The following is a 26597-nucleotide window of genomic DNA, read 5'->3' on the forward strand; positions in this document are numbered from 1 at the left end:
ATAAGTAATGAAATTTTGGAAATTACCAGATCTTATGGCATCGTTTGAACATGCACGTTTGCAAACAGCCTACTACTCAAAAAGCTTTTATATTTCTGCAAAGATGTTGCCAACGGAAAAAAGATGGGCCACATATGCCTTATATGGATTCTGCCGATACGCTGATAATTTAATTGATAATCCGCGTAATCGAACACATCAGGAACTACTTAATGAAGTAAGGGCGCTGGAAACTGAAATAAACTCTGCTTATAACAGCGGTGAATCAGAACACCCTATATTAAAATCATTTATTTTCGTTGCAAAACGCTATGGTATTCCAAAAGAATATCCAATGGACCTGCTGAAAGGTGTTGTAATGGATATCGATAAAAAACGATATCAGACCTTTGAAGAACTCTATCTTTTTTGTTACAGGGTTGCTGGCGTTGTTGGTTTAATGATGACGCATGTGCTGGGCTATAAATCTGAAAAAGCATTTTATTACGCAGAAAAACTGGGGACGGCAATGCAGTTAACAAATATTCTTCGTGATATACAAGAGGATAAAAACATTGGACGGATTTATTTACCAATTGAAGAACTCAATAAATTCGGATTATCAGAACATGATATAATCAATGAAAATATGCCAAAAAAAATGCATGACCTGATGAAATTCCAGATAAAGCGTGCATCTCAATATTATGAAGATGGCAACAAAGGAATATCCTTACTTTCACGTGATGCGCAGTTTGCAATATTTTCTTCCAGTAAAATCTACAATGGTATCCTGTTAAAAATTGAAGCACAAAATTATAATCCATTTCTGGGTCGTGTTTATGTTTCTCAAGTAAAGAAATTTGGGATTCTTTTTCAGGAAATAATTAAAACAAAAATGATATACCCAATCACGCGAATGGGACTTAATTATAAAATATCAGCTACCACTTTGTTATCAGATAGGGGGATTCGATAATGGACTTTGCCATAAACACAATTATTTTAATTGCCAGTTTTTCTTTTATGGAATTTTTGGCCTGGTTTGCACATAAATATGTAATGCACACTTTTGGCTGGAGCCTTCATAGAGATCACCATTTCAAAGAGCCAGATCAGACTTTTGAATTAAACGATCTATATTTCCTGATATTTGCAGCTCCTGGTATTTCCTTTTTGTTTTTTGGTTACCACAATGGAAGTTATGATCCGCTCTTTTGGGTTGGGGCAGGAATATCTTTATATGGAATGGCCTATGTTTTTGTCCATGATATTTTCATTCACCAACGCCTTAAAATTTTAACCAGGACACAAAATACTTATTTACTGGCCATGCGTAAAGCGCATAAAATTCATCATAAACATTTACAAAAAGAACATGGGGAGTGTTTTGGTTTTTTGTGGGTGCCTCCAAAGTATTTAAAAGAAGCACATTTAAAAAAGAGGTCTTAACATGTCAACATATTTTTGGATATTACTCTTAACAATTATTATTCCATTACCGGCTTCATTTGATAAACGAATTCAGTTTCACAAAGAATGGTACGCTTTTATCCCGGCAATGCTTATTACGGGTTTGTTTTTCATTATATGGGATATTTATTTTACTCAACTCCAGGTTTGGGGATTTAATAGCAGTCACCTGGCAGGTATATATTTATTCAATTTACCAATAGAAGAGATTATATTTTTTGTTGCAATTCCTTATGCGATTGTTTTTACATATTATAGCCTTACAAAAGTTATTCCTCAAAAAGAAATAAATAAACCAATATTTTCAATCACATTTCTAATTGCTTTATTACTGCTAATTATCGCCCTTTTCAATCTTGATAAGATTTACACCAGCATTACATTTATGCTTACAGCCATATTCTTACTAATGCATATTTTTATTCTTCGCAGCCATTACCTCAAAACATTTTTTATTTCGTATGCTATTATTTTTCTTATTCCATTTATTTTTGTAAATGGAGCATTAACGGGCATGATGACGGCAGAGCCTGTCGTTTGGTATAATGATTCCGAAAATTTAGGCATACGAATTTTTACTATACCTATAGAAGATTTTGTATACGGGATGTTGTTGTATTTGATGAACGTGACTTTGTTTGAGCAGATAAAAGAAGTGAGGAAAGAAAACAGAATTTATAAATCCTCAGCATTGGTTTAAATTCAACCATCAGTTAAGCATTTAGAAACTCAATGGCTCGTTGTTCTGAATAGTATAACCCACTTTTATTGAAACTTACAAACCCGACATGCCCGCCATATTTTGGTGTTTCAAGGCAAACGAATTTATTTTCATCCACTTCGGTATGTGGGTAACACTCTTCTGCGAGAAATGGATCATTTAATGAATTAACAATAAGGGTGGGGATTTTTATTTCGGGAATAAAATATTTGCTGCTGCACTTTTTCCAGTAGTCTTCTGCATTTTTAAAGCCATGGATTTTTGAAGTATAGCGGTCATCAAAATCCTTAAAGGTTTTTACCAGTTGAAAATCCTTATCATCTATTTGCCCGGGGAACATATCCATTTTGATTTTGATTTTCTGGTGTAGAAATTTCAAAAAACGTTTCATGTAGATTTTATTACTAAAACGGGCCAATTCTTCAGCACTCGATTTTAAGTGGCATGGAACAGAAAAAACACAAGCTTTGCTTATTATTTGGTTGGCTTTTTCAGCTTGTTCACCAAGGTAGACAAGTATCTGATTTCCTCCCATACTAAATCCAACAAGCGCCAATTCTTGATAATTGCCTGTATTATTAACATGGTCAATCACAGTCTGCAAATCATCCGTTGTCCCGCTATGATAGAACCGTAACTTCCTGTTTATTTCTCCACTACAGGATCGAAAGTTCCAGGCTAAAACATCCCAGCCTGCCATGTTTAATGCTTTGGCCATGCCGATTACATAATGACGGTGAGAACTGCCTTCCATTCCGTGGGAAATAATGGCTATCTTTTTGGATGACACTCTTGACCAGTCAAGATCGAGAAAATCATTATCCGGTGTATTTATTCTTTCACGATTATAAAAAGCCGGATTCAATTTTCTGAACAAGGATGGATAAATAGTTTGAAGATGGCCGTTTGACAAAAACAGCGGAGGGCAATAATCTTGCATAAATAGTTTTTATGTAGAATTGAATTACTCAATAATTCAATTATTTTTAATTACGGTTTTTAGTCGCTAATTTTGCTTTATAGATTTAAGTGAATCGTTTTTTTCACTTACCTCATTATATGGCGACCATTTTTTCCAACCTTCAAGTTCTATTTTTACACTCCCGATAAATACTTCCATATATGACAAAATTGGAACACGAAAGGCGTCATCACTAAACCAGGCTTCAAATGGTCCGGTAACTCCTGCAATGCCTTCAACAAAAAGCTCACCATTAAAATACAAAGTTGAAAGCCCCTGTGGAATTGAATCAATCTCAGTAATTGTTCTTTCTTCTGTAAAGTTAAAAACAACATCGCCGGATTTATCTTCAATAAATGTTGAAACTGTATCCTTGCCCGGTATGGCAGAGTTTATTCGTGCAAAATAAATAAGGCTAATTCCATCAATTTTTTTTGGAGTTAAGGTAAGTGTTTTTTTCTGAACCTTCTTGGGATCTTCTAAATCAACAAGGCTCACATTGATTTTCATATTATCATAATCAAAATCGTAAATTGCATTGTATTTTTCACCATCTATTTTTTCATCAGAGACAAAACGGGCAACTTTAAAATCATCAGTAATGTAGGTATTGTAAACACTTTCATGGTCAATCCAAAAAAGTAAGGGATTAGATTGAATTACAACTTTTATATGATTTGCATTCTTCCCGTTAACTTCTTCTTTTCCCAAATTTGAAAGAGTTATTTTCCCAAGATGGAAAAATGAATAATCTACACCATACGTAAGCTCCTGCCCTTTTTGCCATTTAAACTCCTTATGATCCTGAGCCTGGATACTCTGTGTAAAAATTAATAATAAAATCGTGATAATTAATTGGAATAATTTTGTGGTAAATTTGCGGATGAACATTTTGGTCAGATTTCCTTCAAATAATTTCAAAGAAACAATATACGTTTATATTCTAAATTGTTTCTGTTAAAAATATCATATTTTAGTTTTTTAGGATTAGAGATAATCTCGTCACGATACGTAGTTTTATTAGAGGCTTTATTTCGATATTATTGTCTCACAGATGGAATTATGAAATTATTTTATCATTAATAATTTTCCACAAAAGTTTGTTTTAAAATAGTTTTCAAATTATCAATATATTGTTCTTGCGACCAGCCGTATTCTACAACTAAATGCTCCCAATTATAAACGGATAGCATTGTCATAAACACTTCAGTTGCATCTTTTTGAGACCAACGCCCGGCAAGAATTCCTTCACTTTGCAATGTTTCAACAATTTCCTGGCATACATCAAATAAGCAACGCATACTACCATCCCAGGCTGTTGCCGCGGCCTCATCTGTGTCACGCGTTTTCAATAGTGCTTTGGCCAAACCATATATTTCGGGAATATAATTTCCCCAGACGTTAACGCAAGCGTCTATTAATTCACCTCCATTATCAGCAGTTTTTAACTGATTTAAGCGTTCATTTAATCCTTTTACATCATCCACATATGCCACTGTCGCTATCATCAGTTCTGTGCGATTTGAAAAATGGAGGTACAATGCCTGGCGAGAGATACCTACATCAGCTGCGATATCACGCATATGCACATCCTGACCAACACGTTGCTCCATCAAATGCCAGGTGGTTTCGAGAATTTTTTTCCGGGTTAAATCTTTTTTAGTTGACATGATGTCAAGTATACTCTATATTCTCCGGCAAGTCAATTGACACGGTGTCAAGTAATGGTAGTATTATAATGGAAGTAATCTATGAAAAATCAAACAAGAAGAGAGTTTCTCATTAACGGAAGCATATTAAGCATAGCTGCAATTAGCTCTACTTCAACAGGAAGCGAACGCCTCTTGTCCCAGCCTATTGAAGCAGATAAAATTCAATTTCCTGAATCGGATTGTAGCAAAAACATCGATGACAATTATAAAATACTAATTGCATATGCTTCTGAATTCGAGTCAACTGCTGAAGTTGCAATAGCTATCTCAAAAGTTTTCTGTGCAAGGGGCCATTTTGTTGAAACTAAATGGATCAAAAATATACATAGTATACAAAAATATGACGCTGTCATTCTTGGAAGCGCTATTCAATATGACAAATGGATGCCTGAAGCAGAAAAGTTTGTTCAATTAAACCAGAAAAAACTTAGAGAAATTCCTGTAGCCTATTTCTTTACATGCCTTACTCTCTCAGAAAAAAGCAAAAAAACAGAGAAAACGGCCAGTAAATATGCCGAGAAACTCATGGCCATTGATCCTTTGGTAAATCCACTAAGTATTGGACAATTCGCAGGTGTACTCGATTATGATAAAATGTCTCTTTTTAAGAAACTTATGTTTAAAACTATTTCTTTGGTTACCGGCGTTCAGGAGGGCGATTACAGGAATTGGAATATCATTGATGGATGGGCAAACAACGTACATTTTAGATTTTCAAAAAAAATGAAAAACAAAAGTGATGTAAACAAAGTTTAAACATAAAAAAAGGAAAGAATATGAAATTAATAGTATTTGGTGCCTCCGGTGGTACTGGCCAATTCCTGGTTACTCAGGCACTTAAACAGGGACATGAGGTAACAGCTTTTGTCCGGAATCCGCAAAAACTGAAGCAAAAAGGTTCTAAGTTGAAAGTGATACAAGGTGATGTTTTGGATACTCAAACGTTGGAAAAAGCCATATCCGGGCATGATGCCGTTTTGTGCTCAATTGGTTTATCAAAAATTTTTGACAAGAGTAACTTAAGGGCAAACGGTACAAAAAATATTATTGAGGCAATGAGAAAAACCAAAGTAAAGCGGCTCATTTGTCAATCCACATTTGGCGCAGGTGATAGTTATAATATGCTGCCCTTCAGTTATAAATATTTAGTTTTTCCATTATTATTAAGGCGCGTACTTGCTGATCATGAAGTTCAGGAAAAATATGTAAGGGAAAGTAAACTAGACTGGACAATTGTGCGTCCGGGCTCCTTAACTGATGATGTGGAAACCGGCATTTATTTTCATGGGTTTACAGCTGGGACAAAAGTAACAGCAAAAATTTCCAGAGCGGATGCTGCAAACTTTATGTTGAAACAGTTAAACGATGCTCGCTATATGTTAAAATCTCCTAGCCTTTCATACTAAAATCATTTTGAGCGAAGCATCTTTAATTATTTGAGAAGTTTAAGGTGCTTCCATCTACTGTTTAGCCTCCACCACCATGGCGGATAATTTTGGCGTCTTTCATAAAAACCACATCTTCCGCAATATTTGTTGATAAATCACCCACTCGCTCCAAGGAACGGGCTGCACGAACAACGCCAAACGCTTCATTGATTTTGCTGACATCCTTTTTTATAAGCTCCTTCGCATCTTTCAGAATTTCGTCATATAAATTATCAACATCCTCGTCTTTCTCAAGCACATCACGGGCATCATCTGCATCCTGATGGATAAAGGAGCTGACTACATCATGCAGCATAGAACACGATATTTTTTTCATGTCATTAAGTTTCTTTACCAATTCTGCAGGAACCGGTTCATCTTTTAGTTCCAAAACCGTTTGAGCGATGTTTGCAGCATGGTCGCCTATTCGTTCCAAATCATTATTCATTTTTAAGCCACCAACAATAAAGCGCAGGTCTATTGCCACAGGCTGTTGCAATGCCAGTAATGCCAAAATATTCTCTTCAATTTTAACTTCAAGGTCATCCACTTCATTATCTTTTGCGATAACCTGTTCAGCCAATTTTATATCCTGTTTTTTAAAGGCTTTTATCGATTGGCGAATATTATGCTCTACTTCGTTGGCCAGAAAAATCAGGTCTTTTTTTATATTATCAAGTAGGTGTATAAACTTTTCTTTCATTATCCAAACCTTCCGGTGATATAATCTTCTGTTAATTTTTCAGTTGGGTTGGTAAATATTTTTTTAGTCTCATCTCGTTCAACAAGTTCTCCCAACATCATAAAGGCTGTATAATCGGATATACGCGCAGCCTGTTGCATATTATGGGTCACGATCACGATTGTGTAATCTTTTTTCAATTCTTCAATTGTTTCTTCAATTTTTCCTGTTGAGATTGGATCCAGTGCTGAGGCCGGTTCATCCATTAAAATTATATCCGGTTTGTTTGCCAATGTACGAGCAATGCATAAACGTTGCTGCTGCCCACCAGATAAATCCAAAGCAGAATTATGAAGCCGGTCTTTTACCTCACGCCACAAATCACCTTGTACCAGAGCTGATTCAACTATTTCATTTAAATCATTTTTATCTGTGATTCCATTTACTTGTGGCCCAAAAGCTACATTTTCCCAAATGCTCATCGGGAAAGGATTTGATTTTTGGAAAACCATGCCAACAGATTTACGCAGATCTTCCATTTGCATATCCTGTTTATAAATATCCTCACCGTGAATCTTAATTTCACCATTTATATAAGAATCCTGGATTAGGTCATTCATCCGGTTAAAACATCTTAAAAGTGTTGATTTCCCACAACCGGACGGCCCGATAAAGGCGGTTACTTTTTTATCCGGAATGGTAATATTGACATTTTTCAATGCCTGTGCTTCCGGATTATAAAAAAAATCCAGGTTTTTGGTTTCAATAACCACTTTTTCTTTTTTTACTTCATCTTCCATTATTTCTTTTTCCGTTGAATAAACTTCCACTTTATTTTCCTCACATCTGAAAGGTAGCGATCGTCATTCCGGACTCGTTTCGGAATCCCTAATTTAATAGATGGATCCTGAAATAAATTCAGGATGACGGTTCCTTTTTAATATTCAAACCGACCTAAAAAGTCGCAGTTTTAAATTTCTTCCTCAAATTGTTGCGCACATAAATGGCAAACATATTTAACAGAACAACAATAATAATTAATAGTAAAGCCGTGCTATAAACCATTGGCTTGGCTGCTTCAACATTTGGAGATTGAAAGCCAACATCATAAATATGAAAACCAAGGTGCATAAACTTCCGGTCCAAATGCAAAAACGGGAAACTCCAATCAAGTGCTAAAGATGGCGCAAGTTTTACAACACCGGTTATCATCAACGGCGCGACTTCACCGGCGCCCCTGCTAATAGCCAAAATTAATCCTGTTAAAATACCGGGCATTGCATTTGGTAAAACGATATTGCGGATCATTTGCCATTTTGTGGCGCCCAAAGCCAATGCGCCTTCTTTGTTGGCCCGCGGAACTGCCAAAATTCCTTCTTCGGTGGCAACCACAACCACCGGCAAAGTTAATAGAGCCAGTGTTAAAGAAGCCCACAAAATTCCACCCGTACCAAAAGTTGGTTCCGGCAAAGTATCGCTAAATAAAAGTTGATCGATTGAACCACCGACAACATATACAAAAAAACCAAGCCCAAAAACCCCAAACACAATACTTGGAACGCCGGCCAGATTGTTTACCGAAAGGCGGATAAAGCGGACAATGGTTCCCTGATTGGCGTATTCGTTTAAATAGATCGCCGCCATAACACCAATTGGTACCACGGCGATTGACATTAAAAGTACCATCAAAACCGTTCCGAAAATTGCAGGGAAAACACCACCTTCTGTATTGGACTCACGTGGATAATCCGCGACAAACTCCCACACTTTTGCAATATAATGGACTGATTTTCCAAACACGCCCATTTCATTTGGCTGATATAAACGAACAATAGATGAAAACGCTATTTTTTGAGTCTGGCCGGATGCCTCCTGCACAGTTAAATAATTGGCCCGATCTTTTAGAACCAATTCTTCAAGCTCTTTGTTAAAAGCCAATATTTGTGGTTCAATTTCCTGTTCAAGAAAAGAGATTTCATCATACAGTTTTTTTATCGTTGTACGCGATTCCTCTGTCTTTGCTTCCGATGATATTTCAATTAAGGCTATTTCCCTTTGCAGCTCAGAACTCGGAATCATTAAACTGGCTACATCATTGCGTATTTCCTCAATTCTATGGCTGGTTTCAAGAGCCAATTTATGCGCATCTTCCACCTCATCAAAAAAGTCTATTGTGGTATTATCAAAATAACGCTCATTTATATGAACATCCTGTATTACGCCATAAAAATTTCCATATTCTTCACGCTCAAAAGTAACCGCATCATTTTTATATGTTGTATTGGTCACATCCTTTTTGTTGAGCCAGATAAAATCCAGTCCATAAATATCACGGTTACCAATTTTCAACTGCAACTGATCTGTTTCAGGATTACCCGTTTCATTTTCATCCCACAACTCACCCATATAGGATTTTCCATCCTGCAAGTCGACCGAAACGATATCACCGGGCCAGAAAAAATTTAATCCTTTAAAAAGAATTACAAAGATAACCCAGGCTGTCATTGCAAGTGTTATAACCAGGGCCATCCCGGCAGAAAAAATATAATTGTTACCTTTTTGTTTATTAGACGCCACTAAAACCTCGCATATTTCTTACGCAATTTATCTCCGATTAAGGATGAAAGCGTATTAAGCACAAAAGTAAAAATAAAAAGTAATAATCCTGTAAAAAACAAAACACGATACAGAGTCCCGCCAACCGGAGCTTCAGGAATTTCGACAGCAATGCATGCACTCATCGCCCGGAATCCGTTAAACGGATTTAAATCTAAAATTGGCGTGTTGCCTGTTGCCATCAATACAATCATTGTTTCACCAACTGCGCGGCCCAAACCAAGCATAATCGCAGCAAATATCCCTCCGGATGCTGCCGGTAAAACAACCCTGCGTACAGTTTGCCAGGGCGATGCACCCAAAGCCAATGATGCCGATGTGAGCGATTCAGGAACGTTGGACAAGGCATCTTCAGAAACAGTAAAAATGATTGGTATTACGGCGAAACCAAGTGCAAATCCTACAACGATGCTGTTGCGTGTTTCATAGGTAACATTTAATACCTGGTAAACCCATTGCTGAAAATTGCCATCAAATAAGAGATTTTCAAATCCCTGGCTAAATGTCATGGCAAAGAGATAAGTGATGATTCCAATGGGGATCGTAAATAAAATTTCGACTCCAGCGGGCATTTTAGATCTTATCCCGTCTGGGATACGCTGAATAAAAAACATCGTGACCAGGAAAAAAAGCGGCAACAAAATGACAAATAAAATGATAACCATTAAATATTTTTCAAAAAATGGAGAAAAGTATAATCCTGCCAGAAAACCGATCACAACGCTGGGTAGTGCCGCCATTATTTCTACAACCGGTTTAATTTGCCGGGCCAGGTTTCTTGGAGCAAAACGCGAAACATAAATCGCAGCCAACAAAGCCAGCGGTATTGAAAAGATCATGGCAAACAAGGTGCCTTTTAGCGTTCCAAAAATTAAGGGGATTAAACTGAGCTTAGGCTCAAACTCATCGCTGCCACCCGTAGACTGCCAGACAAACTGAGCATCGGAATATCCTTCATACCAAACCGGGCTGAACAGTGTTTCCAAATTGGTTTCAGGATGTTGGTTTTCCAGCTTAAATAATCCAAACTGATTTTGAGAATCCAAAACAAAAATAGCATTTGATTTCGGTGAAAATGTTCCGGTTTTTATTGGAAATTCAGCCGCCTTAAACTCAACCTCTGTTTGCCCTGTTGTGGAATAGTGAAGCTTGGCATTGCCTTTTTTGTCTACTGTAAGAAAATTCCTGTTACGCGCAGAAACCCATATTTGTGTAACACTTGCCGCGTGAGATTCAAAATCATGAACTTTTCTAAATTTAAATAGGTTTGCCGGTGTACGGATTGGAAACCAGGTTGAAACAGATCCATTTTCTCCTGCAAGAACAATAGCCTGGTCGCCAAGCAGATACTTTACATCCGTCACAATTGCATCTGTTAGAAACCTGTCTTTAACGATCGGTTCCTCAAGATCCGATAAATCGAACCAAAACACATTTTTGCTTGAAGTGGAGATTACAAGGTTTTCTGCATTCTGGCTCAAAGACAAAGCAGTTACTTCTTCTTTATTTATATCGTCGCTTAGGTTATAGAAATATTCTTCTTCCATATCTGCATCATAAACACGCAAATGAAGTGCATTTGTATGATCAACCCAGACCCATAACCTGCTGCCATCTTCATTTTCAGTGAAGCCAGTTTTTTCAATATGGTTTGGAACCGTATCGTGAACTGCTGATACTTGTAGCTCTTCTTGAATTTCAAGCGATGGAATGATCGAACGACCACTGTCCGTATAGACTGCCCTCATTTCAATATTGGCAGTAATTATTCGTCCGGAGTCACTTCCAACAGAAAACAATTCTTTGAGGCCACTTCCTTTTGCAGATGACAAAAGCTTTTCATTTTCAAATAACGGTAAGCTGGATGTTTTAATATTCTGCTTGCTTTCAATGTTGTAAAATCGAACAATCCCGTTTTCATCGATTTCATAAAAAACTTCAAGATATGGATCAATTCCTGTAAGTAAAATATTCTGGTTATTTTCTACAGATGGAATTGAAAGCCATTTTTCAATTGTGGCACCAAAACTTAACGGAAGGCTTTGATAAATTAGGAAAAGTAAAATTGCTATTATGTTAACAATAATGGCATATCCGCCAAATGTAATAATCCATCTTGCATTACGGTCAGCGTTTTCTACTTTTTTCCTAAAGGCGGATTTTTTTAAACTCAAGTTTATGTTTCTCTTTTCTAAAATGTATTTTATATCAAAACTATTCTTAAATGGGATGCTTCATTCCTCAGCCATTCTGATTATGGTGAACGAAGAATCCCAATGTTTGCAATAGTAGCGTTATTTCAATTTTGCTAATTCTTCTTGAACAACTTCATAAGTCAATGGCAGATAGCCATCTTTTACAACAATTTCCTGTCCCTCATAACTCAGGATATATTTAATAAACTCTTTTACAAGTGGATCCATTGGTTTTACAGGATCTTTAACGATGTAGAGATTTAAGAAACGCGCCAACGGGTATTTCTTGCTTACCACATTTGCATAACCACCATCAAAACAATCTGCGCCCTCTTTTTTAGCCAGAGCAACAGTTTTAACACCCGAGGTTTTGTAACCAATTCCACTATAACCGATGGCAAACTTATCTTCAGTAATTCCCTGCACAACCGAAGCTGAACCAGGTTGTTCTTTTACAGAATCTTTATAATCACCTTTTTTAAGCACTTTCTTTTTAAAGAAACCATATGTTCCGCTTGCAGAATTACGTCCAAAACTACGGATAGGCTGCTTTGCCCATTCTCCGGTTAAACCAAGATCGGCCCAGGTTTTAACATCCTTGGCAAATCCACGCTTACGTGTTTTAGAAAAGACCGCATCTGCCTGCTCTAAGCTTAGGCATTCTATAGGGTTGTCTTTGTTTACAAAAATTGCCAGTGCATCTAATGATGTCCTGATTTGAGTTGGCTTAAATCCATATTTTTTATCAAAAGCATCTTTTTCTTTGGATTTCATTTCGCGTGACATTGGACCAAACTGGGCCGTTGCCTCAATTAGTGCCGGTGGTGCGGTGGAAGAACCCTTACCTTCGATTTGTACATTTACCAGCGGATAATATTTCCGAAAACCTTCCAGCCAAAGGGCCATCAGATTATTCATTGTATCAGAACCAATACTGTTTGCGTTCCCTGAAATTCCGGATACCTTTTTATACTTTTCAATTTTTGAATCGACTTTTACATTTTGGGCAATGCTGATTTGTGTTAATGCCATTACAAAAATCAAAGCACTTAAAATTATTTTCTTCATTCTAAAAAACTCCTTTGTTAAATCATTATTAAATTAAAAACTCTATGTTACAGACCTGTTACAATCTTGAACTTTTCTTATTTAAAAGACCAAACGAAAGTCAGGTTGCCTACAATATCCGGATTGTCATTTACACCGCTGTTTGTGTAATAAAAAATATTAGGGATTACCGATATACCTTTTGCAGGACGATAATCCAAAGCGGCTATAACCAACCCTGTTTCAGTGTCATTTGCATCTGTATTGGGATCGTACATATCGTATCTTAAAACTACAGTTGCATTATTAGTAACATTGTAGCGGCCAAATACTGAGAGCGCGCTTAAATTTAAATCATTACCAAGGCTGTCCATTGCACCGCCTTGTGTCATCATATAGTATTCCGCACCCACAGCTAAATCATCATTTTGGTAACCTGCAAAACCTTTGTATGTCAAATTGCTGTGTTCAGAATTTTTGGCTTCATGATCCACATATCCTTCTAAAACAAAGCCATCTACATTTGTTGAAACAGACAGATAGGCTTTTTTATATTTGTCATTTTCCGGGTGAGAATAATGTGCCCCATTGGCCAACATGGCATGGTAAGCAACCTTTTTATCCATCACCGAACCTTTTAATGCCAAGCCCACATCGGCAGAACTTGCACTGGCTGATGTTCCGGTTACACCCTTAAAATTATCCATAACTGTTTTGCTCAGCCCTCTGTAACCCCATACTTTTTCTGCAACGCCCCAGGTTGGTGTACCGGAAATACCAACATATAAAGCTGATGATGGAAGCAGATCTTTCCATTTTAAATAAAGGTGCTTTACAAATGGCCTAAGCTTGTCATCCGCTTTGCGGTCAGCATCTGTACGAAAACGAACAGAAAAATCATCGTTGATCGTTTTATTGATTGTTAAATATGCCCTGCGGAACATAAACCCATTATCCTGGCCATTTGCTCTTGGGCCATCCTTAGAAATATCATGCGTGTAATCGAAATAGCTTTTTCCACTAATTTTAAAACCTTCCAGATCACCTGCATTTAAACCAGCTGCAAAAAAAAGTACAATGAGACTAATAAATCTAACTGTATTCTTCTGAATCATTGAATCCTCCAAATTATAATCGTTTAATAAAATTATAGTTAATTGTTTAATTTCTATTGTTGGAATGGATTATAAAATTGCCATGTTACAATTATGTTACAGACAGGTTTCAGGTTAATTGTTTTAAATTGCAGGTAGGATTACAGTAAGTAGTTTGGATCTAAAAGAGGAGTTTTTAAATAATTACTAAGCTAAGTCAAACCAAATAGAAAATGAACTGCCTTTATCTGGTTCGCTGGAAAGTTTAACTTCAGCTTTTTGAAGTTCAGCAAGATGTTTAACAATGGAAAGCCCCAAACCCGTTCCGCCAATTGCCCTGGAGCGGCCTCTGTCAACACGGTAAAATCGTTCAAATATGCGAGACTGATCTTTTAACGGAATACCAATTCCTGAATCTGTTATTGTAAAGACAGCCTTCTTTTTCTGCAGATGCGATTCAATCTTTATCACACCGCCATTCTGTGTATATTTTATGGCGTTATCTACAAGGTTTATTATTATGGAACGGAACATTTCGCCGTCACCAATAATTTCAAAATCTTGCTTTTTAAAAGAAGTTTTTAAATCAATGTTTTTTGAGTCAGCGATTTCCATTATTTCGTTTAGGATTTCTTTTATTATCGGAATTGGCTTGAATTCAGAAAACTCGAGCTTTTGGAGTTTTTCTATTCGGGCAAGTTCAAGCAGATCGGAAACCAGGTTTTCTAATTGATTGGATTGTTTGACAATTTTTTTAACATATTTTTTACTGACTTTTTTATCTTCCAAACCCCAATCCAAAAGAGTTTCACCATAACCCCTGATTACAGCAAGCGGTGTTTTAAACTCGTGTGAAACATTGGCCACAAATTCCTTACGAATTTTTTCCAACATTTTATAGTGTGTAATGTCCCTTAGTACAATTACTGCACCAAGTCCGTCTTCAATTTTTAAAGAGGTAATAATAATATCCAAAGTGCGGTTTTCGAAAAACACATCATCTTTTAGGAAAATTGGTTTAGTAAAAAAATTGGTCAATAAAGAATTCAGGTGCTGGTTTCGGATCACCTGAAAAAAAGATTTGCCCATTATGTCACTTTCAGAACAATCCAAAAGCGATACAGCTTGTTTATTAAAAAAGATTACTTCTTTGTTTGGGTTAATGGCGACAATGCCATCCTGTACAGAAGATAAAACGGTATTTAAATTATTTTTATCTCTCTCCAGCTTGGACAAATTATCAGACAGTTTTGCCGCCATATCATTCAAGGTTTGGCCTAAAACACTTAATTCATCTCTTTGACTAAACTCAGTGCGGGTATCAAAATCGCCATGGGAAATCTTGTCTGCTTTTCCGATAATCTTATAAAGCTTGCGATTTATATTCGACGAAAAAATTATTACAATAAATGAGGAAATAAGCAGTACAAGCAGTCCTGCAATAAAAAAATAATTACGGGTGATACTTAACAAACTATCAACATCATCTGTATTTATCGCTAAACGTAAAAAACCAATTTGAACATTTTTGGTAGAAAGGGCTTTTGCCATATATAACAAGTTCTGCCCTAATGTAGAGCTCTCTCTAATATTAGACCCAAATTCAATTTCAAGAGATTGTTGAATTTCAACTCGAAGTAAGTGATTATCTAAATTTGATAATTGATTTGTCGGAACTTCTGAATCAGCTACAACTACCCCACTCGCATCGATTATTGTAACCCGGCATTTGAACAGTTTGGCCCATTTATTTGCTGACTTTTTAAGATAGACCTGGTCATTTTGAAGTACCTTATTCAAATCAATGGACTGCTCTGCCAGTTTGATATAGTTTTGTAAATCTGAGTTAAAGCGACCATATAAAAAAGAGTAAAAATGCTGATACAAAAAATATCCAACAATGGAAGAACTAAATAAAATAGAGATTATCAGAATGGCGAGTAAGCGTGAGCTAAGTTTATTTTTAAAAGGTATTTTCATTTCAGAGTGTGGCTAAAAAAGTTATTCAATATTCCAACGATAACCAACGCCTTTTACCGTCAGGATCAGATTATTTTTTTTATCGATTTTTTCACGCAGCCTTGTAATATGCACATCAACTGTTCGCGGATCACCATAATAATCATCACCCCAAATAGTATCTAAAAGCATTTGCCGCGATAACGCTTTACCTTCAGACTTTATAAGTAGTTTTAATAATTTGAATTGGATTGGAGTTAAATCTACCTGCTTTGATTTTCTAAAAACCTGGTGTGTGGCAAAGTTTATTTTAAGATCATTTTGTTTGAAGACATTAAACTCAGTTTTCTTAGTTCGTTTTAAAAGAACTTTTACACGTGCCAATAATTCTCTTGGGCTAAACGGTTTTGTTACATAATCATCTGCCCCGGCTTCAAAACCAATTATTTTATCTATTTCTTCGCCCCGGGCTGTTAGCATTATTATTGGTATTTCTGAGGTTGAATCATTACTACGAATATATTTACAGACCTCAAAGCCACTCATTCCGGGAAGATTTAAATCAAGAATAATAAGATCTGGAAGCAATTTGATTATCGCATCCAAGGCTTCTGCACCATCTATATGTGCAGTTGTTTTATACCCTTCACGATTCAGATTGTCGCGCAAGATTTCTGTAATATCGCTGTCATCTTCAACAATAAACAGATGGAAGTTTTTATTCATTTAATTCTTTATTTGTAATCTGTTTGCAATCTAAGAAAAAAATTTGATAAGCTACAACGTAAAAGTAATTATCAAAAAGCGATTCGAATTAATTTGATGCAGATATATTTTGTGAGGTTTGATGCAGACATTCATTAATAGTTGAAGTGAGGCTTAGCAGGTCGATTGGTTTTGAAAGAATATGACTAACATTTAGTTCTTTGCCCCTAATAAACTCAACCTGGTTTCCCCATCCGGAGATAATTATTATCGGGACATTGTTGTTTTTTTTACGAATAGATTCGATAACTTCCCAGCCACTCATTCCCGGTAAGCCAATATCTGTAATCAGCATACTAAATTTATCCTGCTGCCATTTTTCCAATCCTTTTTCACCATCTTCGACAAGGATTAGTTCAAAACCGGAATGACGCAAAGCATCAGCATAAAGCTCACGGATCAGCTCTTCATCCTCAATGAGTAGAATTTTCGCTTTTAAAGAATTGTTGCTGGCATTACAATCAGATAATGAGTTTTGCATATCTTAAGTGTCAGTTAAACAACTATTTATGAAGTAATATTTAATTTAAGGGAGGAGATTATATATTCGTTCAATCCCTAACAGGCGTTCAAGATAAGTACTGAATCATCTGTTTTCAATTATTGTTTGAATTTTTTTTAAATAATTTTCATAAAAAATATTATTTCAATAACCGGTTTACTTTTTCTTTTTAAAATTAAGACTTTCAGAGTTAATACAATACCTTAATCCAGAAGGTTGTGGGCCATCAGGAAAAACATGCCCCAAATGCCCACCGCATTTATTACACATAACCTCAACGCGCTGCATCCCATGACTTGAATCAGCACTTTCTTCAGTTGATTGTTCTGAAAAAGGTTTATAAAAACTTGGCCAACCACTTCCTGAGTCAAACTTGGTTTCGGATTGAAACAACTCGTTGCCACAACCTGCGCAGACATACATACCCTGGATTTTGTTATCAACATAATCACCACTGAATGGGCGTTCTGTTCCTTTCTCGCGCAAAATACGATATTGCTCTTCTGTAAGACTTTCGCGCCATTCTTCTTCTGTTTTTTTTATTTTTGCCATTGGTATTCTCCATAAATATGACAAGTGAGTAAGGTCGAATAATTTACTTGATCATAATGAGTTTAACCTCTTAGATCAATTGATTATTTGCTAATTCTTTAATATAATACAGGTGTACAATTAAACACCAATATTATGCAATCTTTAAAAACATTAAAAATTCTCTTTTTTGCAGACACTCATTTGGGTTTCGACTACCCTGTTCGCCCGAAAATAAAAAGACGGCGACGCGGATATGATTTTTTTGATAATTATTCCAGAATCCTAAAATATGCTTCATTAAGCAAACCTGATCTGATTATCCACGGAGGAGATTTTTTCTTCCGCAGTAAAGTGCCATCTAAAGTTGTAGATCTTGCCTACCAGCCTCTTTATGATTTTGCATGTTCCAACGCAATTCCAATTTATATAATCCCGGGAAACCACGAACGCTCTGTTTTACCGCAGTCAAAATTATTAAACCACCCGCTTATCAATATTTTTGATAAACCCAAAACCTATAAGCTTGAAATCCGCGACACGAAAATTCAGCTGAGCGGTTTTCCTTTTGTTCGGAAAATAGGTGAATGTTTTGGCGAAGTTTTAAAAAATTGTGCCTGGGAAAATCATAATTCAGGATTAAAACTTTTATGCATGCACCAGGCTATTGAAGGCGCCCAAGTCGGTCCTTCGGATTATACTTTCAAAATTGGCAGAGATGTAATTTCAAAAAAGGATTTACCAAAAAACGCCACAGCCGTTTTATCAGGACACATTCATCGCCGGCAAATTTTATATAAAAACGATATTCCGGTTATTTATCCGGGCTCCATCGAGCGCACATCATTTGCTGAGAAAAATGAAACAAAAGGATTTTATGAAATTCATTTTTCTCAAAACAAACTGCAAAACTGGTTTATTGATAAATATCATTTTTTGAGATTGCCATCACGCCCAATGAGTGATATTTTTCTTTCCCCGGAAAACAATCCGCAAAATTTAGAAGCTGCAATTCGGGCAAATATTAACTATCTTCCTCAGAATTCAATTATCCGTTTTAGAAGTAAAGTTATACCTGGCAGGGAGTTTAAAACTCTTTTTACCAGCACTTTTATCCGAAGTCTTTTGCCCGCTACTTTTAATTTTCAGTTTGGACGTGAATTTTACCCTGCCACAAGTTCAAAGTAATTCACTTTTGAAGTGCAGCCTTTCTACTGGATATAAATCTATAAAAGCCTTATAATGAAAAATATCGACTTAACGTTTTTTATTTCTTGCCGAATTAAAAATATCCTTTCCAAAGGCTGGCAAACTTCAGCCGTGAATATACATTTCCTTTGGATTCTCTTTTAAACGGCAGCAATTTTTGAAAAGCGAGGCCCAATGTCCGAATCTGATACGATCTTTTATAAATACCTGTTTATGTTTACCGATGGTCAAAAGGAAACATTTGAAATAACCCTTGACCAGAAAACACTCAAGTTTATCCCAAAAGAAGAATTGGAGCCGGCTCCGTGGACAAAACTTGAAGAAAACCAGTGTAAAAATTGTCCATTAAACAAAGAAGATTATCCGGATTGCCCGCTAGCACTAAACTTATCTAACGTGGTGCCACGCTTTTCCAGCCTACATTCTTACGACAATGTTCATGTGATGATTGAAACCAAAGAACGCACCTATTCAAAAAATACATCTTTGCAACAGGCTCTAAGCGCTATGTTGGGGATTTTTATGGTGACCAGCGATTGTCCGATAATGTCCAGCCTAAAACCAATGGTTCGTTTTCACCTGCCGTTTGCATCCGTAGAAGAAACAGTTTTCCGTTCTGTGGCAACGTATCTTCTTGGCCAATATTTTAAATATAAAAACGGAGAAGAAGCGGATTGGAACCTGAAAAATCTTATGGGAAACTATTCTGATATCCAATTACTAAACCAGGGCATGGCAACAAGAATGCGCGCCGTAGTTGATAAAGATGCTAATTTAAATGCGCTTGTGGTTTTGGATGTTTTTGCTAAAGAACTTCCTTTTTCCATACAAAAGAGCCTGGAAAACTTAGAATACCTTTTTATGGGTGATGAGCCACCAAAACTTTTATGATTGTAATATTTTAAGATTGAATTAATGAAAGATCAAAATCGTATTTTGTTTATCGATTATACAATCTTCAATAATTCGGTCTAATTTCATACTCGATAGGATCATCATAACCTGCTGTTTGAAAACCACGTAAACGAAGTGCACAACTGTCACAAATCCCGCAAGCCAAATCCAAACTTTTATAACAAGACCAGGAAAGCTTTAAAGGTGCATTTAGTTCGATCCCTTTTTTTATTATCTCACTTTTTTGCAGCTTAATAAGAGGAGTTTCAATTGTTATTTTTGTATCCGGTTTTGTTCCGATTGAAATAACTTTATTAAAAGCTTCATAAAAATCTGCCCGGCAGTCGGGATAACCGGATGAATCTTCTTCCACAGCCCCGATAAATATTTTCGAAGCGCCAATCACCTCTGCATAACTTGTGGCAATAGCCAAAATATTTGCATTTCTAAAAGGCACATAACTGCTGGGAATTTCTTCATTCTCAAGATCGGCGTCACTCACAGGAATAGAATCATCTGTCAAGCTGCTTCCACCTATCTCATTGAAAAACCGAGCATCTACAACCAGCCGTTTTTGCACTTTGTAAAAATCAGCAATATCGTTAAAAGCCTTTAGCTCGCGTGATTCAGTCTTTTGTCCATAGTTAAGGTGCAAAAAAGCCAGCTCATATTTCAAAGATGCTATCGCTGCAGAAACGCAACTATCCATCCCGCCTGATACGAGAACAACTGCAAGTTCTTTTCTATTCATTTTCGTTTTCAATCAATCCATCTTCGTCATATTCAACCACGATAGTAGAATTCATACCACCACGGGTACTAAATTCCCCGGTAACCGACATATATCGTGGTTTACAAGCCCCAACCAATTCATCCAAAATTTGATTAATTATAGCCTCATAAAAAATGCCTTTATCACGAAAAGCCAAAAAATAATATTTTAATGATTTTAGCTCGAGACAAAGTTTATTAGGCACATATTCGATGGTGATTACACCAAAATCTGGCAAACCCGTTTTTGGACAAACCGAGGTAAATTCTTCATTAACATGGGTAATGTAATAGTCACGGTCCGGGTATTTATTATCAAAAACTTCTATTTCCAAAATAACTCCTTGATGTTATGATTTTTATTTTTCATTCTATATTTTTATATCCATGCAAATATGTGGATAATTTAAACTCCCCTTTTGTCAGGTTGCCAAATATATTTATGCATTTGTAACTGCATTCGCACGCCAAGATCATCACGCAAAATCCATCCGGCCAATTCCTCTAAATCTATCTTTCCAAAAACAGGGGAAACCAACAAAGGGCATTTTTCCTTTAAACCATTTTTCAAGATTATCTCACACGCAAACTGATAGTCTTTTTCAGAACCAACGACAAATTTAATCTGATCATTTTCACTTATAAAATCGATATTTTGCCAATAATTTTTTTCTGACTCTCCGCTATCGGGACACTTGATATCAACAATACGCCTGACACGCTTATCCACACGACTAATATCCATATGTCCCCCGGTTTCCAACATAACATCAAAACCGTCATCACATAAGCGTTTCATAAAAGCATACACATTTTCCTGAAGCAAAGGTTCGCCACCGGTGACCTCAACCAGCTTACAATTATACTTTTTTACTTCTTTGATTATGTCATCAAAATCGCGCCAATCGCCTTCATGAAATGCATATTCTGTATCACAATAAGTACAGCGTAAATTACAATATGTCAGCCTTACAAAGACACAAGGAAGCCCGGCATAAGTTGATTCACCCTGGATGCTGTAAAAAATTTCATTTATTCGAAGCTTTCCTTCTTTGTTGCTAATTGTTTTCAAAATATTCCACCAGGTAATCTTCCGTTTCCCAGATAGTAATTTTTTCCAAAGTTACATTTTCGGGAAGAAGCTTTTTTATTTCTTCAAAAAAATAACGGGAAATATTTTCTGCCGTTGGATTTATTTTATCAAATGGAGCGAAGTCATTAAAATTATTATGATCAAAAGGACCGGCCACCTTCCATAAAATATCATCCAGATCTTTAAAATCTATTGCCAGGCCAACACTATCCAAAGTATCGGAAAGCACATCTATTTTAACGTTCCAGTTATGGCCATGCAGCCTGGAACAGGGTCCTTCATAATCGCGCAAAATGTGGGCTGCTGAAATCATTTTCTTGCTTGATAATCTAAACATCTGTTTTTAATCCAAAATAAAATTCATAGTAAAGTTGATTTATTTTTAAGGCGGGAAATATAGCGAAAATACATTGGCTGGGCAAAAATGAATTATGTTATTTTTTATTTACGAGATCATCGATTTGCTTGGAAACCTGTATAAAGTCATCGCAAATATAATCTGCTTCTGAAAGATGCTGATTCTGCAAAGTTGTTTTCACTGCAATCACCTTGCTGCCGGCTGATTTTGCAGCTCGAATTCCAAGCGGCGCATTTTCTATAACAATACATTGCTGTGGTTTGAACCCCAGTTTATCTGCACCGCTAATAAACGGCTCCGGGTGAGGCTTTCCATTTTTAACATCATCAATTGTAACAATAGCTTCAAAAAATCCATGAAGATGTTTAGTAATTACTTTTTCAACACGTTCCCTGTTTCCACCGGTTACCACTGCCATCGGAACTTTTTTATTCTTTAGCTTAACAAGCAAATCCAATAAAAAATCATAAAATTCAATTTTAACAGATTTGTAATAATGACGTACTTTTATTTCCAATAACTCAAGTGATTCCTGCTCATCAAGACCATATTTATTACCCAGTGCAGATGCAATTGTACCAACACCCTGGCCTTCCATTAAAAAGAATTCTTCCTTTTCAAAGGCAATTCCTTTTTCAGCAAATGCTCTACTCCAGGCATCATAATGTTGATGCATACTGTTAATAACAACGCCGTCAAAATCAAATAAAATGCCTTTGTAAATCATGAATTCATGTTCCCATATTTATTATAAAGTGAAATTTAAAAAGTAAATAGGCCAACCGAATCAGTAAAATCCTTTTTGGATATTTAATCCAGATGTCAAGTAGTGGTGGCAATCAATAGGTTAGATTTTTAGTTAAACTAATTCTTCCTGTTTGTTAAACACAATAATGCGGTCCCGCCCGGTTTCCTTGGCCTGGTATAAAGATTCGTCTGTTTGCTCAACTAAATTTTCAATTGATTTAGAATTGTCGGAGGAACAAACACCCGCACTAATTGTAACTTTAATAGGTTCGCTTTCTCCAATTTCAAAATCTGTATTACGGATAATTTCAAGTAGTCTAATTACGTACAATTCCATTTCCTGCAGTGTAGTTGCAGAAGAAAGTATTGCAAATTCTTCCCCGCCGTAACGAAAAGCAAAGTCAATCCCGGTCCTTTGGTTTGAGTTCATAATTTCGCCGACAGTTCTTAAGACAGCGTCTCCTGCGTTATGACCATAAGTATCATTAATTTTTTTAAAGAAATCCAAGTCCAACAAAGCCATACAAAAAGAAACATCTTTTTTTATACTATTTTCCCAAAACCTTTTCAAAACCGAATTAAAGGAGCGTCTGTTCAATAATTTTGTTAAAGAATCTGATGTCGCTTGCTCGCGGAATTTTTCGTTTTGTGATAGTAAATCTTCTGCGACTTCTGTTAAAACATCAAATTTTTCAAATGGCTTGTTAAGTTTGTTAAATCTGCGGGGAATTTTTCGGATAAAGATTGCCAGTTCTTTTTCATCTATAGGATAAGACAGAAGATAATCAATATGAGCGCGGTTTATTGCCTTTTTTAATATTTGCTGATCGAGAGGTTTTGTAAAAACTACACGCTGTGTAATGGAGTTAAACTCCATCATTGAGCGCATAAAATTAATTGCACTCAAATCTTTATTGTCTATGGCACCAAATACTGCAATAATTTCTTTATTGAAAATCTCACTTCTTACTTCAGTAAAAAAACGACCTTCAATAATTTTATACTCTTTTCCCAGATAATTTTTAAGAATGTCTAAATCAAAATCAGAATTGTGAATTACTATATATTTTTCGTTATAGCTCATTTAAATTAAACTCATTAAAAAGTGATATTTTAAGTTTTGTATATTCCATTTTTCGGAAGTAAAAACTCACTTCTTTAATTAAGCGCCTTATTTGAGCGATGCGGCTACAAAATCCCTGAATAATGGATGTGCTTTACTTAACCTGGATTTTAATTCCGGATGAAACTGGCAGCCAACAAACCAGGGATGTCCTTCTAATTCGATCATTTCAACAAGCGATCCATCAGGAGAAAGTCCGCTAATTCTCATCCCGGCATCTTCAAACTGCTGTCTGTATTTATTATTAAATTCCCAGCGATGTCTGTGTCTTTCATTTATGGAAAGTTCCCCATAAGCAAGATGCGCTTTTGTGCCTTCTTTTAGGTCGCATGGATAGCTTCCAAGGCGCATAGTCCCACCTTTATTACTTATCCCTTTTTGCTCTTCCATTAAGTCAATAACAGGATCCGCGCTATTGTTGTCAAATTCTGTGCTGTTTGCGTCGGATAGTCCAAGAACATTTCGGGCAAATTCGATTGATGCGCATTGTAAACCAAGGCAAATTCCCAAAAATGGAATATTGTTTTCACGGGCATATCGGATTGCACTCAATTTTCCTTCAATCCCTCTTTCGCCAAATCCTCCCGGTACAAGAATACCTTTGCATCCTTTCAGTAAATCACCCAAACCATCTTTTTCTACATTTTCAGTATTAATCCATCTTAATTCTACCCTAACATCATTCTCCATCCCGGCATGTACAAACGATTCAATAATACTTTTGTATGCATCCTGAAGCTCAACATATTTTCCACAAATGGCAATTTCGATTGTTTTGTTTACATTTTTATAACGGTCGATTTTATTTTTTAAAGTAGATATGTCCGCCTGGCTTTGCGGAAGTTTTAATCGCTCAATAACCAGCTCATCAAATCCGGATTGAGCATATTGAATGGGCACCTCATAAATGGTTTTTACATCCAAAGCTGTTTTTACTGCATGGGATGACACATTGCAAAAAAGCCCGATTTTTTCTTTTGTGCTGTCATCAAGAATTCTGTCCGTCCGGCAAAGCAATATATCTGCCTGGATTCCAATCTCTCGAAGACGCATAACTGAATGCTGTGTTGGCTTGGTTTTTAACTCTTCTGCCGCGCTGATGTAAGGAACCAATGTCAGGTGGACAACAAGTGTATCTTCCAATTTGTTTTGCAACCGGAATTGACGAATGGCTTCAAGAAAAGGCAAGCTTTCAATATCACCAACAGTGCCTCCAATTTCCACAATTACAACATCGGCCTTCGTTTTTTCTCCAACTTTTTTTATATGATTTTTAATTTCATCTGTAATATGCGGAATAATTTGTACCGTACCACCCAGATAATCACCGCGCCGCTCTTTTTGGATCACATTATTATAAATCTGACCGGTAGTTGTATTATTAATCCTTGACATACTCACATCTATAAAACGCTCATAATGCCCTAAATCAAGATCCGTTTCTGCGCCGTCATCAGTTACATACACTTCTCCGTGCTGGTATGGACTCATTGTTCCTGGATCAACATTAATATATGGATCAAGCTTTATTATAGTAACACTGTGTCCTCTTGCTTTTAGAAGTAAGCCTAAAGAAGAACAGGCAATCCCTTTACCCAAAGAGGAAACTACACCACCGGTAAAAAAAATATATTTTGTAGACATTAAACACTTACCTTTTTTGTTTACTTAGTACAAACCCCAACTGCACTAATCTTTAAATCATTTTATGTGCGATTTCATTTACTTTTTTTAAATCTTCTGCCGTATCAACGCCAATTGAATCATAATCCGTTAGTAAAGTATAAATTTTGAAGCCATTTTCCAGAAACCTTAATTGCTCAAGCTTTTCAACTTTTTCCAGATTACTCTCTTTTAATTTAACTAATTTCTGCAGATATGATTTACGATAGACGTAAATACCAATATGCTTATAAAAAGTATTATTTAAAAGCCATTTTTGTGTATTGTTTTCTTCGCGAACAAAAGGAATTGCAGACCTAGAAAAAAGAAGTGCAAAACCCGTAATATCCCGTACAACTTTGACAACATTTGGGTTTAGTAAATCATGAGTTTTTTCAATTTTGCAAACAGGTGTTGCGATATTTATCCGATCATCACTAAAAGCTGAAACCAGGTCATCTAATAGTTTAGGTGAAACAAATGGTTCATCACCCTGCAAGTTAATAATTATTTCGGCCTCTTCATTTTTAATTGCCGCATAAACACGATCCGTGCCAGAGGGCAAATCAGGATCGGTCATTCTCGCTTCACCGGAAAATGATTCAACTGCAGACTTAATTTTCTCATGATCGGTGGCAACTATTATCTTGTCAATTGTTTTTGCTTTTGAGGCTTGTTCATAAACCCATTGAACCATGGGTTTTCCGGCAATTGGTGCCAGAGACTTTCCCGGTAGCCTGTTTGAGGCATATCGTGAGGGAATAACACAAATTGTTTTCACCGGGTAACTACCTTTGGTACTCTGAAAAATTCATCGTTTTTTTGAGGGGCATTTTTCAATGCTTCTTGCTGTGGCAAAGATTCTTTCTTTTCATCATCACGCATCACATTTAACAAATCCATACTATGCGATAATGGTTCAATACCTGTTGTATCAATTTCATTTAGCTTTTCAACATATTTTAGGATTTGATTTACCTGACCCAGGAATTTTTCTTTCTCACCCTGTTTTAAATTCAATCGGGCTAGGTGGGCAATTTTATCAAGATCCTCTAAATTTACAGACATTTATTCTC

At 36.2% G+C, this 26597-nt stretch carries 29 protein-coding genes; 7 read left to right on the forward strand and 22 right to left on the reverse strand.

What is annotated here, in order from left to right; genetic code table 11:
* The first annotated feature begins 7 nt into the window (after positions 1–7).
* From HND50_20595 to HND50_20605, 3 genes are read left to right on the forward strand one after another with little or no spacing between them, the layout of a single operon-like run.
* Positions 8–958 (forward strand): phytoene/squalene synthase family protein, encoded by a 951-nt coding sequence (locus HND50_20595; GenBank protein ID NOG47649.1) that lies wholly within the window; start codon positions 8–10, stop codon positions 956–958.
* Positions 959–969: 11 nt separating this feature from the next.
* Complete coding sequence (locus HND50_20600; protein NOG47650.1) at positions 970–1431, forward strand: beta-carotene hydroxylase; 462 nt, start codon at positions 970–972, stop codon at positions 1429–1431.
* A gap of 1 nt (position 1432) precedes the next feature.
* Positions 1433–2152 (forward strand): lycopene cyclase domain-containing protein, encoded by a 720-nt coding sequence (locus HND50_20605; GenBank protein ID NOG47651.1) that lies wholly within the window; start codon positions 1433–1435, stop codon positions 2150–2152.
* 13 nt (positions 2153–2165) lie between these two features.
* Here the strand turns inward: HND50_20605 and HND50_20610 are convergent, their stop codons facing one another.
* The 3 genes from HND50_20610 to HND50_20620 form a co-directional block, all read right to left on the reverse strand.
* The gene (locus tag HND50_20610) at positions 2166–3113 is read right to left on the reverse strand and encodes an alpha/beta fold hydrolase (GenBank protein ID NOG47652.1); all 948 of its coding nucleotides are present in this window, start codon (positions 3111–3113) and stop codon (positions 2166–2168) included.
* Positions 3114–3179: 66 nt separating this feature from the next.
* Complete coding sequence (locus HND50_20615) at positions 3180–4025, reverse strand: DUF3108 domain-containing protein (protein NOG47653.1); 846 nt, start codon at positions 4023–4025, stop codon at positions 3180–3182.
* A gap of 188 nt (positions 4026–4213) precedes the next feature.
* Positions 4214–4804 (reverse strand): TetR/AcrR family transcriptional regulator, encoded by a 591-nt coding sequence (locus HND50_20620; GenBank protein ID NOG47654.1) that lies wholly within the window; start codon positions 4802–4804, stop codon positions 4214–4216.
* Positions 4805–4885: 81 nt separating this feature from the next.
* Here HND50_20620 and HND50_20625 point away from each other — a divergent pair, with 81 nt between their 5' ends.
* On the forward strand, positions 4886–5602 hold the full coding sequence (locus HND50_20625) for a hypothetical protein (GenBank protein NOG47655.1): 717 nt from the start codon (positions 4886–4888) through the stop codon (positions 5600–5602).
* A 20-nt stretch (positions 5603–5622) separates the two neighbouring features.
* Positions 5623–6252: an SDR family oxidoreductase gene (locus HND50_20630; protein ID NOG47656.1), complete on the forward strand. Its 630-nt coding sequence runs from the start codon at positions 5623–5625 to the stop codon at positions 6250–6252.
* A gap of 61 nt (positions 6253–6313) precedes the next feature.
* Here HND50_20630 and phoU read toward each other — a convergent pair whose 3' ends face one another.
* The 10 genes from phoU to msrB form a co-directional block, all read right to left on the reverse strand.
* Positions 6314–6976, reverse strand: coding sequence for a phosphate signaling complex protein PhoU (phoU, locus tag HND50_20635; protein ID NOG47657.1), 663 nt, complete (start codon positions 6974–6976; stop codon positions 6314–6316).
* Positions 6976–7755, reverse strand: a complete 780-nt coding sequence (gene pstB / locus HND50_20640) for a phosphate ABC transporter ATP-binding protein (GenBank protein ID NOG47658.1) — start codon at positions 7753–7755, stop codon at positions 6976–6978. Before pstB ends, phoU begins: the two co-directional genes overlap by 1 nt.
* Before the next feature lie 154 nt (positions 7756–7909).
* Positions 7910–9484, reverse strand: coding sequence for a phosphate ABC transporter permease PstA (pstA, locus tag HND50_20645; protein NOG47659.1), 1575 nt, complete (start codon positions 9482–9484; stop codon positions 7910–7912).
* Between the two features lie 47 nt (positions 9485–9531).
* Positions 9532–11745, reverse strand: coding sequence for an ABC transporter permease subunit (locus HND50_20650; protein ID NOG47660.1), 2214 nt, complete (start codon positions 11743–11745; stop codon positions 9532–9534).
* A gap of 120 nt (positions 11746–11865) precedes the next feature.
* On the reverse strand, positions 11866–12834 hold the full coding sequence (locus HND50_20655; protein ID NOG47661.1) for a phosphate ABC transporter substrate-binding protein: 969 nt from the start codon (positions 12832–12834) through the stop codon (positions 11866–11868).
* Between the two features lie 77 nt (positions 12835–12911).
* Entirely contained in the window at positions 12912–13928 is a 1017-nt protein-coding gene (locus HND50_20660) for a hypothetical protein (protein ID NOG47662.1), read from the reverse strand.
* A gap of 186 nt (positions 13929–14114) precedes the next feature.
* The gene (locus HND50_20665) at positions 14115–15887 is read right to left on the reverse strand and encodes a HAMP domain-containing protein (protein NOG47663.1); all 1773 of its coding nucleotides are present in this window, start codon (positions 15885–15887) and stop codon (positions 14115–14117) included.
* 21 nt (positions 15888–15908) lie between these two features.
* Positions 15909–16592: a response regulator transcription factor gene (locus HND50_20670; protein ID NOG47664.1), complete on the reverse strand. Its 684-nt coding sequence runs from the start codon at positions 16590–16592 to the stop codon at positions 15909–15911.
* 88 nt (positions 16593–16680) lie between these two features.
* Positions 16681–17112: a response regulator gene (locus HND50_20675; protein ID NOG47665.1), complete on the reverse strand. Its 432-nt coding sequence runs from the start codon at positions 17110–17112 to the stop codon at positions 16681–16683.
* A gap of 177 nt (positions 17113–17289) precedes the next feature.
* The gene (msrB, locus tag HND50_20680) at positions 17290–17685 is read right to left on the reverse strand and encodes a peptide-methionine (R)-S-oxide reductase MsrB (protein NOG47666.1); all 396 of its coding nucleotides are present in this window, start codon (positions 17683–17685) and stop codon (positions 17290–17292) included.
* 135 nt (positions 17686–17820) lie between these two features.
* On the opposite strand from msrB, the gene HND50_20685 reads away from it, so the two are divergent.
* Entirely contained in the window at positions 17821–18852 is a 1032-nt protein-coding gene (locus tag HND50_20685; protein NOG47667.1) for a DNA repair exonuclease, read from the forward strand.
* Between the two features lie 195 nt (positions 18853–19047).
* Positions 19048–19764 (forward strand): hypothetical protein, encoded by a 717-nt coding sequence (locus tag HND50_20690; protein NOG47668.1) that lies wholly within the window; start codon positions 19048–19050, stop codon positions 19762–19764.
* 67 nt (positions 19765–19831) lie between these two features.
* Here the strand turns inward: HND50_20690 and queC are convergent, their stop codons facing one another.
* The 9 genes from queC to gatC form a co-directional block, all read right to left on the reverse strand.
* Positions 19832–20518, reverse strand: a complete 687-nt coding sequence (gene queC, locus HND50_20695) for a 7-cyano-7-deazaguanine synthase QueC (protein ID NOG47669.1) — start codon at positions 20516–20518, stop codon at positions 19832–19834.
* The gene (gene queF / locus HND50_20700; protein ID NOG47670.1) at positions 20511–20876 is read right to left on the reverse strand and encodes an NADPH-dependent 7-cyano-7-deazaguanine reductase QueF; all 366 of its coding nucleotides are present in this window, start codon (positions 20874–20876) and stop codon (positions 20511–20513) included. The genes queC and queF overlap by 8 nt, the downstream gene beginning before the upstream one ends.
* A 68-nt stretch (positions 20877–20944) precedes the next feature.
* Positions 20945–21601: a radical SAM protein gene (locus tag HND50_20705; GenBank protein ID NOG47671.1), complete on the reverse strand. Its 657-nt coding sequence runs from the start codon at positions 21599–21601 to the stop codon at positions 20945–20947.
* Positions 21597–21968, reverse strand: a complete 372-nt coding sequence (locus HND50_20710) for a 6-carboxytetrahydropterin synthase (protein NOG47672.1) — start codon at positions 21966–21968, stop codon at positions 21597–21599. The genes HND50_20705 and HND50_20710 overlap by 5 nt, the downstream gene beginning before the upstream one ends.
* 97 nt (positions 21969–22065) lie before the next feature.
* Positions 22066–22716, reverse strand: a complete 651-nt coding sequence (locus tag HND50_20715) for an HAD family phosphatase (protein ID NOG47673.1) — start codon at positions 22714–22716, stop codon at positions 22066–22068.
* 132 nt (positions 22717–22848) lie between these two features.
* Positions 22849–23820 carry a diguanylate cyclase gene (locus tag HND50_20720; GenBank protein ID NOG47674.1) on the reverse strand — a complete coding sequence of 324 codons (972 nt, stop codon included), beginning with the start codon at positions 23818–23820 and terminating at the stop codon, positions 22849–22851.
* 87 nt (positions 23821–23907) lie between these two features.
* Entirely contained in the window at positions 23908–25503 is a 1596-nt protein-coding gene (locus HND50_20725; protein NOG47675.1) for a CTP synthase, read from the reverse strand.
* Between the two features lie 52 nt (positions 25504–25555).
* Positions 25556–26302: a 3-deoxy-manno-octulosonate cytidylyltransferase gene (gene kdsB / locus HND50_20730; protein ID NOG47676.1), complete on the reverse strand. Its 747-nt coding sequence runs from the start codon at positions 26300–26302 to the stop codon at positions 25556–25558.
* Positions 26299–26589, reverse strand: a complete 291-nt coding sequence (gene gatC, locus HND50_20735; GenBank protein ID NOG47677.1) for an Asp-tRNA(Asn)/Glu-tRNA(Gln) amidotransferase subunit GatC — start codon at positions 26587–26589, stop codon at positions 26299–26301. The genes kdsB and gatC overlap by 4 nt, the downstream gene beginning before the upstream one ends.
* Positions 26590–26597: the final 8 nt, after the last annotated feature.

Source organism: Calditrichota bacterium, from assembly GCA_013112635.1.
Classification (GTDB): domain Bacteria; phylum Calditrichota; class Calditrichia; order Calditrichales; family J004; genus JABFGF01.